The organism is Mycobacterium sp. 1245111.1, from assembly GCF_001673405.1.
In the GTDB taxonomy this organism is placed as follows: Bacteria; Actinomycetota; Actinomycetes; order Mycobacteriales; family Mycobacteriaceae; genus Mycobacterium.
Map to the genome: position 1 here is coordinate 1 of NZ_LZLV01000020.1, position 16,475 is coordinate 16,475.

The window sequence follows — 16,475 nt, forward strand, 5'->3', positions numbered from 1 at the left end:
GGTCAGCAGGAAGCGGGCGAACTCGATGTTGGTGATGACGCCGAGCACCGCGGTGTCGGCCAGGGCCCGGCCCAGGGTTCGCAGCGCCGTCGCCCGATCCGGGCCGTAGGCAATGACTTTCGCCAGCATCGGGTCGTAGTCGCTGCCCACGACCATGCCGGCGGACAGCCCCGAGTCGATGCGCACACCGGCCGCATGCGACTCCGTCACCGCCAGCACATCACCGCCGGTCGGCAGGAAGCCCTGGGCCGGATCCTCGGCGTAGACCCGTGCTTCAATCGCGTGACCCCGCAACGCAATGTCGTCCTGGGCGACGGTCAGCTTCTCCCCCGCCGCGATCCGGACCTGCCACTCGACCAGATCCCATCCAGTCACCATCTCGGTGACCGGATGCTCGACTTGCAACCGGGTGTTCATCTCCATGAAGAAGAACTCGTCGGGACGATCCGCCGAGACGATGAACTCGACCGTGCCCGCGCCGGTGTAATCCACGCTGCGGGCGGTGTCACACGCGGCCGCGCCGATCCGGGCGCGGGTCTGGGCATCGAGCAGCGGCGACGGCGCCTCCTCGATTACTTTTTGATGCCGGCGCTGCAGGCTGCACTCGCGCTCGCCGAAGTGCACCACGTTACCGTGGGCGTCGGCCAACACCTGCACCTCGATGTGCCTGGGACGCAGCACAAATCGCTCCAGAAACAGCGTGTCGTCACCGAATGCCGCGGCCGATTCGCGTCGAGCGCTGACCAGCGCGGCCGGCAGGTCGGCCGGCCGCTCGACCATCCGCATGCCCTTGCCGCCCCCGCCGGCAGACGGCTTGACCAGAACCGGGTAGCCGACCTCGTCTGCGGCTGCGATCAATTCCTTGTCGCTGAGGCCGGGCCGCGCGATGCCCGGAACCACCGGCACCCCGAACGCCGACACCGTGCCCTTCGCCGCGATCTTGTCGCCCATCGTCTGGATGGCACCCACCGGCGGACCGATGAAAGCGATCCCGGCCTTGTCCAGTGCCGCCGCGAAATCGGCGTTCTCCGAGAGGAATCCGTAGCCCGGATGCACCGCTTGAGCCCCGGTGCGCAGGGCCGCATCGACGATCGCGGCGACATTGAGGTAACTGTCGCGTGCCGCCGCCGGGCCGATCGCGATCGCGACATCCGCTTCGGCCACGTGCCGCGCGTTCGCGTCGGCCTCGCTGTAGACGGCGATCGATCGAATCCCCATCGCCTTGAGCGTGCGGATCACCCGCACGGCGATCTCGCCGCGGTTGGCAACCAGAACGGTGTGGAATCCCATCGCGCTCACATCCGGAAGACGCCGTAGGAGACCGGGTCGACCGGCGCGGTGGACGTCACGGAAAGCGCGAGCCCCACAACTGTTCTGGTATCCGCGGGATCGATAACCCCGTCGTCCCAGAGCCGGGCTGTCGAGTAGTACGGGTTGCCCTGGTGCTCGTACTGCTCGCGGATCGGGGCCTTCAACGCTTCTTCCTCCTCGGCCGTCATCCCGCCGCGCACGGTCGCCAGCACCGACGCCGCCTGCTCACCGCCCATCACCGAGATCCGGGCGTTGGGCCACATCCACAGGAAGCGTGGCGAATACGCCCGCCCGCACATCGAATAGTTGCCCGCGCCGTACGACCCACCGATTACCACGGTGAGTTTGGGCACCCGGGCGCAGGCCACCGCGGTCACCATTTTCGCGCCGTGTTTGGCGATGCCGCCGGCCTCGTATTCGCGGCCGACCATGAAACCGGAGATGTTCTGCAGGAACAACAACGGGACCATCCGCTTGTCGCACAGTTCGATGAAATGTGCTCCCTTGACTGCGGACTCGGAGAACAGCACGCCGTTGTTGGCCACGATCCCGACCGGGTGGCCGTGGATGTGGGCGAAGCCGGTGACCAGTGTGCTGCCGTATTCGGCTTTGAATTCCTGGAATTCGCCGCCGTCGACAAGTCGCTCGATGACGTTGTGCACGTCGTACGGGATCCGCGGGTCGATCGGGACCACGTCGTACAACTCGGACTGGTCGGCGATCGGATCCACCGCCGGCCGCATATCCCAGATCCGTGGTTCGCGCGGGCCCAGCGTCGACACGATGCGCCGGACAATCCGCAGGGCGTCGCGGTCGTCGTGGGCGAGGTGGTCGGTGACGCCGGAGGTCTTCGAATGTAGTTCTCCGCCACCGAGATCTTCGGCCGAGACCACCTCGCCGGTGGCGGCTTTCACCAAGGGCGGTCCGCCGAGAAAGATGGTGCCCTGGTTGCGCACGATCACGGCCTCGTCGCTCATGGCCGGCACGTACGCCCCGCCGGCCGTGCACGACCCCAACACCGCGGCAATCTGCGGGATGCCCTGCGCGCTGAGATTGGCCTGGTTGTAGAAGATCCGGCCGAAATGCTCGCGGTCGGGGAACACCTCGTCCTGACGCGGCAGGAAGGCACCGCCGGAGTCGACCAGATAAATACAGGGCAGTCGATTCTGCGCCGCGATCTCCTGGGCGCGCAGGTGCTTTTTGACCGTAATCGGGTAGTAGGTACCACCTTTGACCGTCGCGTCGTTGGCCACGATCATGCATTCACGGCCGGAGATCCGGCCGATTGCGGTGATGATGCCGGCCCCGGGACACTCGTCGTCGTACATCCCGTCGGCGGCCAGCGGCGCGATTTCGAGCAGCGGGCTACCGGGATCGAGCAATCCGTCGACGCGGTCGCGTGGCAGCAGCTTGCCGCGATCGACGTGACGGGCGCGCGAACGTTCCGAACCACCCAGCGCGGCCGTCGCGAGCTTGCCGCGCAACTGCTCGACAAGCGCGGTGTGCGCGTTGCGGTTTTCGGCCGGTGAGGTCATCTGTTACACGCCAATTTCGGTTAATGGTCACTAACTCGTGCTATGTTAGTGGCGATTAACCGAACTGTCTAGGGAGGCGGAATGGCAGCGACCGCTCCGGCCGACCACGGCGACGCCACCCCGGCACCGAACCCGCGCAGCCGACGGAAGTCGGACCGCCGCCTGCAATTGCTGGCCGCCGCCGAGCGACTGTTCGCCGAGCGTGGCTTCCTTGCGGTGCGCCTCGAAGACATCGGCGCCGCAGCGGGAGTCAGCGGGCCGGCGATCTACCGGCACTTCCCCAACAAGGAGTCGCTGCTGGTCGAGCTGCTCGTCGGGATCAGCACCCGGCTGCTCGCCGGCGCACGAGAAGTCCAGTCGCGAGCGACCGACGCGGCCTCGGCGCTGGACGGCCTGATCGACTTTCACCTCGACTTCGCGCTCGGCGAGCCGGACCTCATCCGGATCCAAGACCGCGACCTCGCCCATCTGCCCGCCGCTGCGGAACGCCAAGTGCGACGGGCCCAACGTCAGTACGTCGAAGTCTGGGTGGGCGTACTGCGCCAGGTCGATACGGGGCTTGCCGAGACCGATGCCCGGCTGATGGCGCATGCCGCGTTCGGGCTGCTCAACTCCACCCCGCACAGCCTCAAGTCCGACGGCATCGCGCGGTCGCGGGCAGTGATGCGGGCGATGACCGTCGCCGCGTTGACCGTGGGGCCTTCGCCTGTTTGACGGGCAGTTTCAGTGTTCATCCGACATTTCGGCACCGGCGGTTGCGCTGCAGGTACCCTGCAAAAATGAGGTGGGCATGAGCGATCGACGTCATCCCGGATACACCCGTTCAAGCCAAGAGCGGACCGAGCAAACCCGACGCGCCGACCAGTCGTACGGGTCCTACACCGACCCGGCCTACAGCGGCCAGCCATCTTATCCGCCGCCGTACTATCCCGGCACGTCGTACGATCCCAACTCGGCAAACCCCACCGACAGGCTGCCGCAGTATTGGCTGCAGGGTCAGCCGCCACCGAATCAGCCTCAACAGGGGCCCGAGCCCGGCAAGCCCAAAGCGCCGCGCTGGCTGTGGATCGCCGCCGCCGCGGCGGTGGTGCTGGTGACCGCGTTGGTCATCGCGTTGGTGATCGCCAACGGCACGGCGCGCAAGCAGACCGCCGTCCCGGCACTGCCGTCGACGCCGAGCTCGCAACAGCCCGTCCCCGTGGTGCCCAGTTCGCCCTCGCATTCAGCGCAGGCGCCCGTCCCGGCGACCACCGAACCCGGTCAGCCCACCGATCCGAGCGCGATGCAGACCGTGGTCTACAACGTCACGGGCGACGGCCGGGCGATCAGCATCACCTACGTGGACAACGACGGGATGATGCAGACCGAGTTCAACGTCCCCTTGCCGTGGAGCAAAGAGGTCAGCTTGCCAGAGTCCGGCAGCAAAACGCCCAACGTCACGATCGTCAACATCGGCCATGACGTCACGTGCACGGTCACCGTCGACGGCGTCGAGATCAACCATCGCAGTGGCGCCGGGCTGACGATCTGCACCGGAAACAGCTGAACCTGCTCAGTCCGCCGTCGCCACCCGGTGCGGGGCCCGCACCATCGCCAGGCCCAGCAGCCCGACGATCATGACCAGGCACAGCCCGCCCATGCCGGCGCGCACCGCGCCGAACACGTCGACGAAAACCGAGAATAGCCACGGCGCAACAAACGAGACCGCCCGTCCGGTCATCGTGTAGAGGCCGAAGGCCACGCCCTCCTTGCCGTCGCTGGACATCCGCAGTAGCAAGGTCCGCGCCGACGCCTGCGCCGGGCCGATGAACAGACACAGCAGCAGCCCGGTGGCCCAGAACGCGCGCGGACCCGACATCGCCATCATGGCCAACCCGGCCGCGATGATGCAGGCCAGTGACCCGATGATGACCGGTTTGGAGCCGAGCCAGTCGTCCAGGAAGCCGCCGAAGACGGCGCCCACCGCGGCCACCACGCTGGCGGCCACACCGAAGATCAGCACGTCGTCCGGCGAGATGCCGTAGGCGTTGACCCCGAGCACCCCGCCGAAGGTGAACACACCGGCCAGGCCGTCCCGAAAGATCGCCGACGACAACAGGTAATAGACCAGGTTGCGGTCCCGGTGCCACTCGGCGACCAAGTCGCGCCAGAGCTTGCGGTAGCCGCCCAGCGCGCTGTGTGCGGGTGCCGCGACGTCGGCCGTCGACGACGGCAGGTTGTGCGCGGTGAGCAGCAGCGGCGTCGCGAACGTCACGAGCCACCCGGCGGCGACCAGCATCGCGATTCGGACGTTCATCCCGTCCCCGACCGGCAGATGCAGGAATCCGCGGGTGGGGCCCTTGCCGTCGATGCAGCCGAAGTAGACGAGCAGTAACAACCCGACGCTGCCGACGAACGCGGCCGCCAGCCCGAAGCCGGAGATCCGCCCGGAATTCTGCGGCGTCGTCAGCTGGCGCAGCATGGCGTTGTACGGGACGCTGGCCAGGTCGCCGCACGCCGCGGCCACCGCGAGCAACGCCAAGCCCGCCCACAGGTACTCGGGGCGCTCGCGGACCAGGCTCATTGCGCTGACCAGCCCGACCACCAGGCCGGTCAACACGGTAAGCGTGAGACGCCGCCGTCGAGGGTTCTCGACCCAGACTCCGATCACCGGTGCCAGCACCGCGATGGTGAGCCCGGCGATCGCCAGGGCCCGGCCCAGCCAGCTCGCCGGCGGGGTTCCACCTGGCAGACCTTTGCCGACCGCACCGGTCAGATACACCGAGAACACGAACGTGACCACCACGGCGCTGACGCCCGCGGAGCCCGTGTCCCAGAGCGCCCACGCCACAGCTTGGGACCGCTTGGTGCCGGGCGAGACGTGACTGCTGGATTCAGGCATCGTTGGTCTGTCTACCATTGGCGCATGCCGGTACCCGCCCCCAGTCCCGACGCCCGCGCAGTTGTCACCGGAGCTTCACAAAACATCGGCGCAGCGCTGGCCACCGAATTGGCCGCTCGCGGCCATAGCCTGATCATCACGGCACGACGCGAAGATCTGCTCAACGCGTTGGCCGGTACCCTGAGCGAAAAGTACGGCGTCACCGTCGAAGTGCGCCCCGCCGACCTCGCCGACACCGCCGACCGCGCCAAGCTCATCGACGAATTGGCCACCCGGAACATCTCGATCCTGTGCGCCAATGCCGGCACCGCCACGTTCGGACCGGTTTCCACGCTCGATCCCGACGTCGAGCGGGCTCAGGTCCAGTTAAATGCGGTTGCGGTACACGACATGGTATTAGCCGTGCTGCCGGGAATGCTCGCGCGCAAAGCGGGCGGCATTTTGATTTCCGGTTCGGCAGCGGGCAATTCACCGATCCCCTACAACGCGACCTACGCCGCGACGAAGGCGTTCGCCAACACCTTCAGCGAGTCACTGCGCGGTGAATTGCGCAAAACCGGTGTGCACGTGACGGTTTTGGCCCCCGGCCCTGTACGCAGCGAACTGCCGGGACCTGCCGACGCGTCGATCGTGGAGAAGTTGGTACCCAACTTCTTGTGGATCTCCACCGAATACACCGCGAAGAAATCACTGGATGCGTTGGCGCGCAACAAGATGCGCATCGTACCCGGTGTGACGTCGAAGGCGATGTCGGCGGCCAGCCAGTATTCGCCGCGCGCTATCGTGGCGCCGATCGTCGGACGCTTCTACAAGAAGATGGGCGGCGGCTAAACCTACCGCCGGCGCTTGCTGCCGCTGCCGAACATGTTGCGGATCAGCTCGGTTCCCAACGCCTTGAGGAAGGTCTGGAAGCCGCGGCTGTTCACGAATCGGCTGAACCAGCCGGGCTTCTTCGCGGGTTCAGGCGCGTTCTTTCCCGCGGGGGCCGGCTGATTTGCTTCGGCCTTTTCGGCGGCGGCTTTCTTGGCTTGCAGCTTCTCGTATGCCGATTCCCGGTCCACGGTCTTGCCGTATTTCTGTTCCAGCGGACTTGATTTGGCCGCGGAGCTGATCGCATCGTTGCCGATGGCCGCCATCAGCGAGCGTGGTGGCCGCAACCTGGTCCACGCTACCGGCGTCGGCGCGCCTCGCTCCGACAACACGGTGACGACCGCCTCACCGGTGCCCAGCGACGTCAGTGCCGAAGCCAGATCGTAAACATCGGTTTTCGGATAGGTGCGAACGGTTTTGGCCAGCGCCTGCTGGTCGTCGGGAGTGAACGCGCGCAGAGCGTGCTGGATCCGCGCTCCCAGTTGTGACAGCACCGAGTTCGGTATGTCGGTCGGCAGTTGGGTGCAGAAGAACACACCTACGCCGCGGGAGCGGATGAGTTTGACGGTCTGCTCGACCTGGTCCAGAAATGCCTTTGACGCGTCGGCGAACAGCAGGTGGGCTTCATCGAAGAAGAACACCAGCTTGGGCTTGTCGACGTCACCGACTTCAGGCAGCGACTTGAACAGGGTGGACAGCACCCACATCAAGAAGGTGGAGAACAGCACCGGTCGGGTGGCCTGGTCGCCGAGCTCGATCAGCGAAATCCGGCCATGGCCGCCATCGACGGTCAGCAGATCCTTGGGGTCCAACTCCGGCTCACCGAAAAACGTGTCGCCTCCCTCGGCTTCGAGGTTGACCAGCGCCCGCAGAATGACCCCGGCCGTCTGCGCCGACACGCCACCCAGCGTTTTCAGCTCGGGCTTGCCCTCGTCGCTGGTGAGATAGCCGATCACCTCGCGCAGGTCCGCGAGGTTGAGCAGTTCGAACTCCTTGTCCTGAGCCCAGTGGAAGATCAGGCCTAGCGTTGATTCTTGCGTATTGTTGAGGCCCAACACTTTTGACAGCAGAATGGGCCCGAAGCTCGCGATCGTGGCACGCACCGGAACACCGATGCCCTTGGTGCCAAGTGAAAGAAACTCCACCGGAAAGCCGCTCGGCTGCCAGTCATCGCCGATTTCCTTGGCGCGGGCGCTGATCTTGTCGCTGCTCTCCCCGGGACGCGAGAGGCCCGACAGGTCGCCCTTTACGTCGGCCATCAGCACGGGCACGCCCGCCGCCGAAAGCTGCTCGGCGATCACCTGGAGGGTCTTCGTCTTGCCGGTACCGGTCGCGCCGGCCACCAAGCCGTGCCGGTTCACGGTGGCCAGCGGGATTCGGATCTGCGCACGCTGGTCCGTCTTGCCGTCGATGACGACAGTGCCGAGTTCCAGAGCCTGGCCTCCGACCGCGTAACCGGCCGCGATCTGCTGTGCGGGGGCTGCTGATTCAGCGCTCATAAGACCCTTGCCTCTCCCGGAGTTGCGTGGTCGAAGATCACGCACGACCTTACTGGCTGCCGGGCCCAGGCGGGGTGGCCGCAGCCTCGCCAGCGAACTCTGCCCTACTGTGAACGCTGTGCGGGACGAACTGGTGTGGATCGACTGCGAAATGACCGGGCTGGACCTGTCCTCGGACAAGCTGATCGAAATCGCCGTCCTGGTGACCGACAGCGAACTGAATATCCTCGGCGACGGCCTCGACATGGTGATCCACGCGGAAGACGCCGACCTGAACTCGATGATCGATGTCGTCGCCGACATGCACACCCGCTCGGGACTCATCGACGAGGTGCGGGCATCCACCGTGGATCTCGCCACCGCCGAGGCCGCCGCTCTCGATTACATCCGTCAGCACGTCAAGCAAGCCAAAACGGCGCCGCTGGCGGGCAACTCCATCGGGACCGACCGCGGCTTCCTCGCTCGCGACATGCCAACCCTGGACTCGTTTCTGCACTATCGGATGATCGATGTGAGCTCGATCAAAGAGCTGTGCCGCCGCTGGTATCCGCGGATCTACTACGGCCAACCGGCCAAGGGTCTGGCGCACCGCGCGCTGGCCGACATTCACGAATCCATCCGCGAACTGAAGTACTACCGGGGCACCGCGTTCGTGCCGCCGCCCGGGCCCACGACCAGCGAAATCGCAGCCGTGGCCGACGCGCTCGGGGTCGGCTCGGCCACGCCGGAGGAAACGGATTCGCCCGCGGAGGACTCGAGCGGTTAGTATCGACGGCGCTGTAAGTCGCCTCGGCGGCCGCAGCAATGGTGGGTGTAGTTCAGCTGGTAGAGCGTCAGGTTGTGATCCTGAATGTCGCGGGTTCGAGTCCCGTCACTCACCCCAAAGGAGCGCCCCGCGCTCGGCGTTGATCGCTACCGCCGGGCGCGCAGGGCGGCTCGGCGCATCTCGAGTTCGAAGCCGCCCGCCTCGGCGGCGTAGCTGATCGCGCCGGCGGCTGCACCGACCACTTGCCACAGCACGATGCCGCCGAATGCGGCCAGGCGGCTGCGGTGCGCCGCCGCTTCCCGCTGATTGAGAGTTTCACTCATGCCCACAAGGTTAAGAGCGCAACCGTTCGCTTGCGTGGATGAGTGATCGAGTCGGCGTGTTAGACGTCCGGGCGCTTAACTGAGCCCGAATAAGGTTGCTGGATAACGACTGTGACGTTGCTAACCGGTGTCAGGTCTTGGCGTTGCCGGCGTGCCACTGATCCCACGGGATGTTCCAGTCGCCGAGGCCTTCGGTGCCCGACAGTGGCGGTCCGATGGTGTTGAGCACCTCGACGACGTCGCCGCGCTTGGTGTGTTCGAAGAACCATTGCGCGTTGCTCGGGCTCACGTTGAGGCAGCCGTGGCTGGTGTTGGTGTGGCCCTGGGCGCCCACCGACCACGGGGCCGAGTGCACGAAGACACCGCTGTAGGACATCTGGGTGGCGTAATCCACCTCGGTGCGATATCCGTTGGGCGAGTTGACCGGTACGCCGTAGGTCGATGAGTCCATGATCATGTGGGCGAATCGCACACCGAGGATGTAGGTCCCGCTCGCGGTCGGCGTGCTGTCCTTGCCCATCGACGTCGGCATGGTCTTGACGACTTCACCGTTGACGCGGACGGTTACCATTTTGGTGTTGTCGTCGGCCGTCGCGATGACCTCGTCGCCGATGGCGAAGTGGGTGTGCGCGTTGTCCTGGCCGAACACCCCGTCTCCGAGGTCAATGCCGTAGGTGTTGACGACGACGTCGACGTTGGTGCCCGGCTTCCAGAAATGCTCTGGGCGCCAACGCACTTCGCGGTTGTTCAGCCAGTAGAACGCACCCTCGACGGGCGGATCGGTGGTCACGTGGATCGCCTTCTCGGCGGCCATCCGGTCTGCGATGTTCTCGTCGAACTGAACCGCCACCGTCTCGCCCACCCCGACAACCTCGCCGTCGCTTGGTCTCGGGTAGGGCATCGCCAGGTTGTGCGGCGAATGTGTTTGAAACGACAGCTGGCGAGTCGCCACGCCGCCCAGACCGCGCGCCTTGGCGGTCAGCGTGTAAAGCCGGTTGTAGCCCAACCGTTCGGTGGTCGACCAGTGCACGCCGTCGGGGCTGAGTCGGCCCTCGACGGTGCCACCGTTTTCGTTGACCATCTCCACCGAGGCCAGCACGCCGTCGTCCGCGCTGACCGTCACCGGGCTGTCGACCGCGACGCCGACCGCGCCGTCGGTGACCGATGTGGTGAGTTTGGGGACGAGTAGGTCGCTGAACGGGGTGGCTTTGTCCATGATGGCCCTGGGCTCCGGAGCCCTCCCGTGACCGCTGCAGGCCCCGGCGCCGAACACGGCAAGCGGCACCATCAGCACAGCCAGCCACCGCCGGCCTCCGTGCTGAAGCCTGTTGAAGCGACCTGCCACCTGCGCGATTCCCCTCGAGACATGTAACGGCGTGTTACTGCGGAGTATTCTAGGGCGTGGACGACTGTTAACGGTCATCACCGATCAATCCCACGCGCGACGATTTCGCCCGTCGACGGAATGACTGTTATTGTCTCAAACGCGGTCCAGCAGGACGCACGCGCCGTTAGCTCAGTTGGTAGAGCAGCTGACTCTTAATCAGCGGGTCCGGGGTTCGAAACCCTGACGGCGCACCACCACTAATCGGGTGCCACCGGCAAACCGGGGCACAGTGTGATGTAGTCGATTCCCGGAGACACCCAGTCGTTCCATTGCCGGTGGCTCATGTTGGCCGATAACTTGTCACACAGCTGCCCGGCATCGGCCAGTGCGGGCGAGAGCATCAGGGTTCCGTCTGCGTTGGCGGACGCGGCCAGCTGCCCGTCCGGGCTGATCGCCACGCCGAGGAGAGTGTCGGTCTGCCGTTGCGGGTGGGCTGTCGGTTTCCCGGCGGCGGTGTCCCACAAGCGAAGCGTTGCGTCGACTCCCCCGCTCGCCAGTTGATGCTCAACGCCGAAGGCCACGCTGAGGATCAAGCCGTTCTGACCCCGAAGCGGGCTGCCGCGCAGCGGGTTTCGCGTATCGAAATCCCAGAGGTTGACACCGTCGAGACCAGCTGCGGCCAGTGTGTGACCGTCGCGGCTGACGGCCAGGCTCATCACCGGCTTGTTCGGGTCTGTCGGATCGCGCAACACGTCACCTTCGCGCCCGGAGGTGCCGGTGCTCCAGACCCGCACACCGTTGTCTTGCCCAGCGACGAGGTGCCGACCATCAGGCGTGAAGGCCAGCCCTTCCATCGATTTGCCTGGTTTGTCAGGGGCCATGGGACGCCCTATTGCCTTGCCGGACCCGACGTCCCACAACTGCAGGACGCCGTCGTCACGGCGCCCGGTCGCGATCGTGCGTCCGTCACTGCCGAACGCGAACGCCACACGCGCTCCGCCGATTTCGAGGTGGACGGGCGGCTGGACGGCCTGACCTGTGTCCGTGTCGATCACCCGAACGGTGCCGTCGGTTGACGCGGTAATGATCCGGCGGTCACCGACGTAATCGAAAGAGATATCCCCGGTATCGCTGATCGGCAGCGATGCCAGTGGCTGACCGGTGCCGGTGTCCCACTGCTCGATCGCAGCGTCGCCGAGCGCGGCAATCCGCCGGCCATTGGGGCTGAAGGCTGCCTGGTAGAGGTGCTCCTCGGTGGCCCGCATCGGCTGCCCGACTGTGGTGCTCCAGAGCCGAAGGGAGCCGTCGATGCTTGTCGTTGCGATCTGTCGATCATTGGGGCTGAAAGCGACACCCTGCACCATCCCGGTATGCCCGGTCATCGTCTGCCCTATCTGCGTGCCACTACCGGCGTCCCACAGCTGTACTGCCCCGTCCTGGCGTCCGACGGCAACCCGCAGTCCGTTGGGACTGAAGGCAACGGCCATGGCCCATGCGAAGGAGGTTCCGAGCGGGATCCGGCGAACGAGGGTGCCCGTATCGACGTTCCATAACTGCAGGTCCTCGCTGGCCACCGCAAGCGTGTGCCCGTCGGGGCTGAATGCGATCTGGAAAACCGTCGTCTGCGTCCCGCTGGGGCGCTGGATGACAAGGGTTGAGCCTTTCGGCGTCGACGAGACGATGTCGTGGATCGCGATTTCGCCCTTGTCACCTGCCACCGCCAACAGGTTGCCCGCGCGACTGATCGCCAGGCTCTGAATTGTCTCGGTGGCGTTGTCGAAAACCTGTATGGCAGTCCGCATTTGACCGGTAGTGGGATCCCATAGCTGGAGGCCGTCTTTTTCGCCCGCCGTGAATAACGCCTTGCCGTCCGGGCTTACCGCGATGGCATGCAGCGCGTCGACGCGCTTCGGGTCGGGATTAATCGCGGCGCCGGTGTCGGCATTGAAAAGCCGCATCGTGCCGTCCAACGAAGCAGTCGCGACCGTGTGCCCATCCGGGGTGTAGGTAACGGCGGTCACTCGATCGGTATGGCCTTTCATTGGGCCGCCGATCGGCTTGCCGGTGACCGAATCCCATTGCTGCACAGTCTTATTGTCCTGGGCCGTCACAACGCGCCGCCCGTCCGGGCTGTACGCGACGCCGAACACATTGGAGCCGGTGTCGATGATCTTCTGGGTGGTGAACCGCGAAATTTGAGCATTCAGGATCGGCACGCCGTTGGCCTGGATTGCGTTGGCGGCCAGCAGTTCCTGAAGAGCACGCGAGTCGGTGCCCGGCGTCGTCCCGGCCAGCATCGACGCTCCCTCGGCGTTGAGCTTGGCGACTACTGCGTCCCGGAGACGCCGATTCGCCTCGTGCTGCTTGCCCACGGCGACGAGCGCGGCGACCACCGCGACGACGCTCAGCAGGGCCAGCCCCGTCACCGCGGCCGCCCGCAGGCGGCGAAACTGCCGCTGCTCGCGCAGGTCTTCGCCGGCCAACGCGTCTTTGGGCTTGCCGTGAATCGGGGCGGCCAGCGCGGTCACCTTGTCGCGGAACGTCAACGAGGCCAGATCCCATGGCGCGTCGTCGCTGACGTCGATGTACAACGGCTCGGCGGGCAGCGACCCGGCCTGCGTCAACACCGTAGGTGCGGCATCGGAGCGCTGCGGGTCGAATCGCTGTTGCGTGGCGTCCCAGTGCAGCTGCCCCTCGGCCAGCACCAACATCAACTGCCCGTCGCCGCGGTGCGCCAGCCAGTAGCCGATCTCCTCGTTCACCCAATGCGACGCCGCCGACTGCGGCGAGAGCACCACGATCATGTACCGGGACCGGTCCAGCGCCTCGGTGATCCTGCCCCAAAGATCCGGGCTGGCAGTCAGATTCGTGTCGTCACGAAACACTCGCAGCGCGCGCAACCGGCCCAGCCGCCGCCCGATCTGATGCAGACCCTTCTGAATCGCGCTGGCGACATGCCGATCCCGATGGGCGTAGGACAAGAACGCGTCGTACTCAGCGTTGGCGCCGTCGTCGGGAGTCAACGCAGGTGCTGCGGCATCGCTTCGGCCCACTCGATATGGCCCTCGAAACCAAGTGTTTTCGCCCTGTCGCGATAGCCATCCCGTAGGCGCGCGTAGGACGCGTCATCGCCGTGGGCCCGCGCGAGCAGAGCTCGCAGCCGCATCAGCCAGATATCGCGCACCACGAAACCGCCGTCCGTCTCCCCCGCCAGTCGCTCGATCGGCGCCTGGGCCAACCGCATGATCGCGGATTCGGCTTCCACCACGTCACTTTCGGTTCCACGCTCGAGCAGGGTCTCCACCAGCACACCGGTCGCCGGAATGGCCCACCCGAGCAGGCGTCCCTCGGGGAACTGGCCGTCTGCGACCGCGCGCAGGAGCGGTATCGCGCCGTCGCGGTCCCCGCGTTGAGCCTGCTCGCGAGCCAGGCAGACCTCGACGATGGGCAACTCGGCCAGAAAGAACCCCCGACGCAAGAACACGTCACGGACGTCGGCCAGGACTTGCTGTCCCCGATCGCGCTCCGCGTCGGTCTGGCGGTGCACCAGCGCAATGCCCAGCGTCATCCGGGAAATGGCAACGGCGACATCGTCACCGGATTGTTCGGCGATGCGCAGGGCATCCTCGATCTCACCCATCGCGCGATCGTCGGGCCTCAGCATGCCCGGCGGTATCGCCGCGGAGTAGGCGTAGGTGACGACGGTGGCGTAGGACATCGGGTCGGTGCTGCGGGCCATGGCGAGGCCGTGCCGCAGGTCGTCGCGCCATCCAGGAAGTCCCAGGCAATAGCTGGCCGTCGCGCGCGTCGTGTATGCGAGCGCTAACGGCGATCCGATGATGAAGTTGCCCGTTGAGGGGTCACCGTCGGCCACGTCGATCACCATCTGCGACCACCGCAGCGCGTCGGGCCACTCGGCGCTTTTAGCTCTGGCGTAGATCGATGCGAGGGCCAGGCCGACCGTCAAATTCGGGTCCTCGATCGACTCGATGAGGGCCATCGCCTCGGACGCCAGCTCTGACGCTTCCCGCAGCCGGGCCTGATGCAAGTTGTCCATCACTCGCCCCGACATGGCGATGGCCAGCGAGGCCTTGTCCCCGGACGCCGCGCACAATTCACGCAGTTCTTCGAAGCGGGCGGCCGTAGCATGGTCGTGCACCCGCCAGGCGATCCCGCACAACATCGTGCGGGGAGCGATGCGCATGGCTGCCCGGTCGGGGTCGTCGGACGGTAGGGCGTCGGCGATCGTCCGAGCCCGCTCCCAACTGCGCCACGCCGCGGTGATGTCGCGGTTGGTCGCCCAGGTCGCAGCGCGCACCTGCCAGGCGTAAGCGGCGTGCCCGTCGCCGGCTGCCTCGAGATGCTCGGCGATCAAGGTCGCATTTTCATCGCCCGACAACGGGTTACGTGCCGCGATCGCGTCCGCGGCACGTCGATGAAGGTCGGCACGGTCCGACTCGACCTGCAGTTCGTAGGCCACCGCACGGATCGACGGGTGGTGAAAGACGTACTCGGATTGCCGCGCGACGCCGACCCGATCGATGAGCTTTTCGGCCACCAGCTCGTCGACTGTCGTGTCAACTCCCATGGCGGCCAACAGGTCGAGGTCGAAGCGCGCGCCGAGCACCGACGCCGCGCTCAGCGTGCGCTTGGTCGTTACGTCGAGTCGGTCGATGCGAGCGGCGATGGTTGCCTGCAGCGTGGTCGGCACGGTCACCTCGCCGATTTCGGCGACCGCCAGGTATGCACCCGGCTCGCCGCGCAGGACGCCGCGCCCAGCCAGCTCACGCACGATCTCCTCGGCGAAGAATGGGTTACCGGCGGCTCGTTCGGCGATCCTGCGGCCCAGCGCGCCGTTCGTGGGATCCGGGCCGAGCAGCTCCGCCACCAGTCCCGCGGTTTCTGAATCACTCAGCGGTGCAAGGGAAATCGTTTGGGTGCCCACCCCTCGGGTCAGCGCACCTTGATATTCGGGCCGGTACGTGATCAGCACCAGCGAGGGCGTGCGCGCAATGCCCGTGAGGAACTCGGCCAACAACGACTCGCTGGCCTCGTCGATCCAATGCGCGTCCTCGATGACGAAGACCGCGGGGGCCCGGCGAGCCATCGAGGCCGCATTGACCAGCATCGTCAGCCGTCGCCGCCGGGCATCCGGATCGATCTTCGGCAGTTCGACATCGGGATCGGCGATGCCCAGCAAGTCCTCGAGGAGCAACACGTCTTCGGACATCGCGTCGGGAGCGTAAGCCCGGATCCGGGCCCGGGCGGCGGGCGGATCAAGGTTCTCGACACCTGCCGCGGCACGCAGCAAGTTCGCGACCGCATGGAATGGAACCTGGCTGGTGTGCGATTCGCAGAAAGCCGTGAACACGTCGACACCCTGGACGGCTGCCATCGCCGAAACTTCGCGTACCAGACGGCTTTTACCGATGCCGGCCGCGCCGACCAGACCGACCACCGTGCCGTGCCCATCCAACGCACGGTCCAGCAACCCCGCAACGGCGGACATTTCCCATTGCCGGCCGACCAAATCCGTCTGCAGCGGCGAGCCAACCTCGAGCAACGCAAGAAACGCAGGCAGACCGGAGAGTTCGGACACTGCGACCTGGCAGATTCGGCAGTCGTGCAGATGACTATCGAATTCGACCCTGTCGGTCTCGGTCAGTGCACCCAGAACGTAGGCCGCGTCCCAGTGCGCGTACTTGTGGCCGTCTTGATCCGCAAAGGCGGTCATGGCGCCACCCCCATCTCCTGCAGCGTTTGCAGTAAGGCTCGCAGCGCGTGATGTAGCCCCTCTTTCACGGTGCTTTCCGCCATTCCCAAATCCGCGCTGATTTGTGCAGTCGACCAGCCGTAATAGTACGCGCGCCGTACCAACGCGCGATGCTCAGCAGACAGGCGCCCGAGCGCGTCGGCTACCGAGGTCCGGTTGGTTTCTGGAATGACCATCATCAGCCTTCCGA

The 16,475-nt window shown here is 66.0% G+C and carries 12 protein-coding genes, 2 tRNA genes and 1 pseudogene; 6 read left to right on the forward strand and 9 right to left on the reverse strand.

Features of this window, described 5'->3' with window-relative positions; translation table 11 throughout:
• Window positions 1-1,290 (reverse strand): acetyl/propionyl/methylcrotonyl-CoA carboxylase subunit alpha (locus tag A5658_RS03815; protein ID WP_156751247.1); only part of this gene is annotated, 1,290 nt, incomplete at its 3' end.
• Between the two features lie 5 nt (window positions 1,291-1,295).
• Window positions 1,296-2,846 (reverse strand): carboxyl transferase domain-containing protein, encoded by a 1,551-nt coding sequence (locus tag A5658_RS03820; protein WP_067331335.1) that lies wholly within the window; start codon window positions 2,844-2,846, stop codon window positions 1,296-1,298.
• 81 nt (window positions 2,847-2,927) lie between these two features.
• Here A5658_RS03820 and A5658_RS03825 point away from each other — a divergent pair, with 81 nt between their 5' ends.
• Both A5658_RS03825 and A5658_RS03830 read left to right on the forward strand, forming a co-directional pair.
• Complete coding sequence (locus A5658_RS03825) at window positions 2,928-3,560, forward strand: TetR/AcrR family transcriptional regulator (RefSeq protein WP_067331338.1); 633 nt, start codon at window positions 2,928-2,930, stop codon at window positions 3,558-3,560.
• 76 nt (window positions 3,561-3,636) lie between these two features.
• Entirely contained in the window at window positions 3,637-4,392 is a 756-nt protein-coding gene (locus tag A5658_RS03830; RefSeq protein ID WP_067331596.1) for an MmpS family transport accessory protein, read from the forward strand.
• A 6-nt stretch (window positions 4,393-4,398) separates the two neighbouring features.
• Here the strand turns inward: A5658_RS03830 and A5658_RS03835 are convergent, their stop codons facing one another.
• Window positions 4,399-5,727: an MFS transporter gene (locus tag A5658_RS03835; protein WP_067331341.1), complete on the reverse strand. Its 1,329-nt coding sequence runs from the start codon at window positions 5,725-5,727 to the stop codon at window positions 4,399-4,401.
• Between the two features lie 24 nt (window positions 5,728-5,751).
• Between A5658_RS03835 and cmrA the strand changes: the two genes are divergently transcribed.
• The gene (gene cmrA / locus A5658_RS03840; RefSeq protein ID WP_067331344.1) at window positions 5,752-6,558 is read left to right on the forward strand and encodes a mycolate reductase; all 807 of its coding nucleotides are present in this window, start codon (window positions 5,752-5,754) and stop codon (window positions 6,556-6,558) included.
• A gap of 2 nt (window positions 6,559-6,560) precedes the next feature.
• On the opposite strand, the gene A5658_RS03845 is transcribed toward cmrA, so the two are convergent.
• Window positions 6,561-8,096 carry a helicase HerA-like domain-containing protein gene (locus tag A5658_RS03845; RefSeq protein ID WP_067331346.1) on the reverse strand — a complete coding sequence of 512 codons (1,536 nt, stop codon included), beginning with the start codon at window positions 8,094-8,096 and terminating at the stop codon, window positions 6,561-6,563.
• A 118-nt stretch (window positions 8,097-8,214) separates the two neighbouring features.
• Here A5658_RS03845 and orn point away from each other — a divergent pair, with 118 nt between their 5' ends.
• Window positions 8,215-8,862 (forward strand): oligoribonuclease, encoded by a 648-nt coding sequence (orn, locus tag A5658_RS03850; protein WP_067331348.1) that lies wholly within the window; start codon window positions 8,215-8,217, stop codon window positions 8,860-8,862.
• A gap of 41 nt (window positions 8,863-8,903) precedes the next feature.
• Window positions 8,904-8,979 (forward strand) — tRNA-His (locus A5658_RS03855).
• A 29-nt stretch (window positions 8,980-9,008) separates the two neighbouring features.
• On the opposite strand, the gene A5658_RS27900 is transcribed toward A5658_RS03855, so the two are convergent.
• Window positions 9,009-9,185 carry a hypothetical protein gene (locus tag A5658_RS27900; protein ID WP_156751248.1) on the reverse strand — a complete coding sequence of 59 codons (177 nt, stop codon included), beginning with the start codon at window positions 9,183-9,185 and terminating at the stop codon, window positions 9,009-9,011.
• Between the two features lie 130 nt (window positions 9,186-9,315).
• On the reverse strand, window positions 9,316-10,473 hold the full coding sequence (locus tag A5658_RS03860; RefSeq protein ID WP_067331599.1) for an Ig-like domain-containing protein: 1,158 nt from the start codon (window positions 10,471-10,473) through the stop codon (window positions 9,316-9,318).
• Between the two features lie 217 nt (window positions 10,474-10,690).
• On the opposite strand from A5658_RS03860, the gene A5658_RS03865 reads away from it, so the two are divergent.
• A tRNA-Lys gene (locus tag A5658_RS03865) sits at window positions 10,691-10,766 on the forward strand.
• A gap of 3 nt (window positions 10,767-10,769) precedes the next feature.
• Here the strand turns inward: A5658_RS03865 and A5658_RS03870 are convergent.
• The 3 genes and pseudogenes from A5658_RS03870 to A5658_RS03880 form a co-directional block, all read right to left on the reverse strand.
• Window positions 10,770-13,565, reverse strand: coding sequence for a toll/interleukin-1 receptor domain-containing protein (locus A5658_RS03870; protein WP_067331350.1), 2,796 nt, complete (start codon window positions 13,563-13,565; stop codon window positions 10,770-10,772).
• Window positions 13,532-16,246, reverse strand: a complete 2,715-nt coding sequence (locus A5658_RS03875) for an AAA family ATPase (RefSeq protein ID WP_067331353.1) — start codon at window positions 16,244-16,246, stop codon at window positions 13,532-13,534. The genes A5658_RS03870 and A5658_RS03875 overlap by 34 nt, the downstream gene beginning before the upstream one ends.
• Window positions 16,243-16,431, reverse strand: a pseudogene (locus A5658_RS03880) (sigma factor-like helix-turn-helix DNA-binding protein); the annotation flags it as partial. The pseudogene A5658_RS03880 and the gene A5658_RS03875, both read right to left, overlap by 4 nt.
• Window positions 16,432-16,475: the final 44 nt, after the last annotated feature.

Bases quoted from the DNA above. Each gene is read 5' to 3' on its own strand.
- A5658_RS03820 (WP_067331335.1), bottom strand. From the start codon at position 2,846: ATGACCTCACCGGCCGAAAACCGCAACGCGCACACCGCGCTTGTCGAG.
- A5658_RS03825 (WP_067331338.1), top strand. From the start codon at position 2,928: ATGGCAGCGACCGCTCCGGCCGACCACGGCGACGCCACCCCGGCACCG.
- A5658_RS03830 (WP_067331596.1), top strand. From the start codon at position 3,637: ATGAGCGATCGACGTCATCCCGGATACACCCGTTCAAGCCAAGAGCGG.
- A5658_RS03835 (WP_067331341.1), bottom strand. From the start codon at position 5,727: ATGCCTGAATCCAGCAGTCACGTCTCGCCCGGCACCAAGCGGTCCCAA.
- cmrA (WP_067331344.1), top strand. From the start codon at position 5,752: ATGCCGGTACCCGCCCCCAGTCCCGACGCCCGCGCAGTTGTCACCGGA.
- A5658_RS03845 (WP_067331346.1), bottom strand. From the start codon at position 8,096: ATGAGCGCTGAATCAGCAGCCCCCGCACAGCAGATCGCGGCCGGTTAC.
- A5658_RS27900 (WP_156751248.1), bottom strand. From the start codon at position 9,185: ATGAGTGAAACTCTCAATCAGCGGGAAGCGGCGGCGCACCGCAGCCGC.
- A5658_RS03860 (WP_067331599.1), bottom strand. From the start codon at position 10,473: ATGGTGCCGCTTGCCGTGTTCGGCGCCGGGGCCTGCAGCGGTCACGGG.
- A5658_RS03875 (WP_067331353.1), bottom strand. From the start codon at position 16,246: ATGACCGCCTTTGCGGATCAAGACGGCCACAAGTACGCGCACTGGGAC.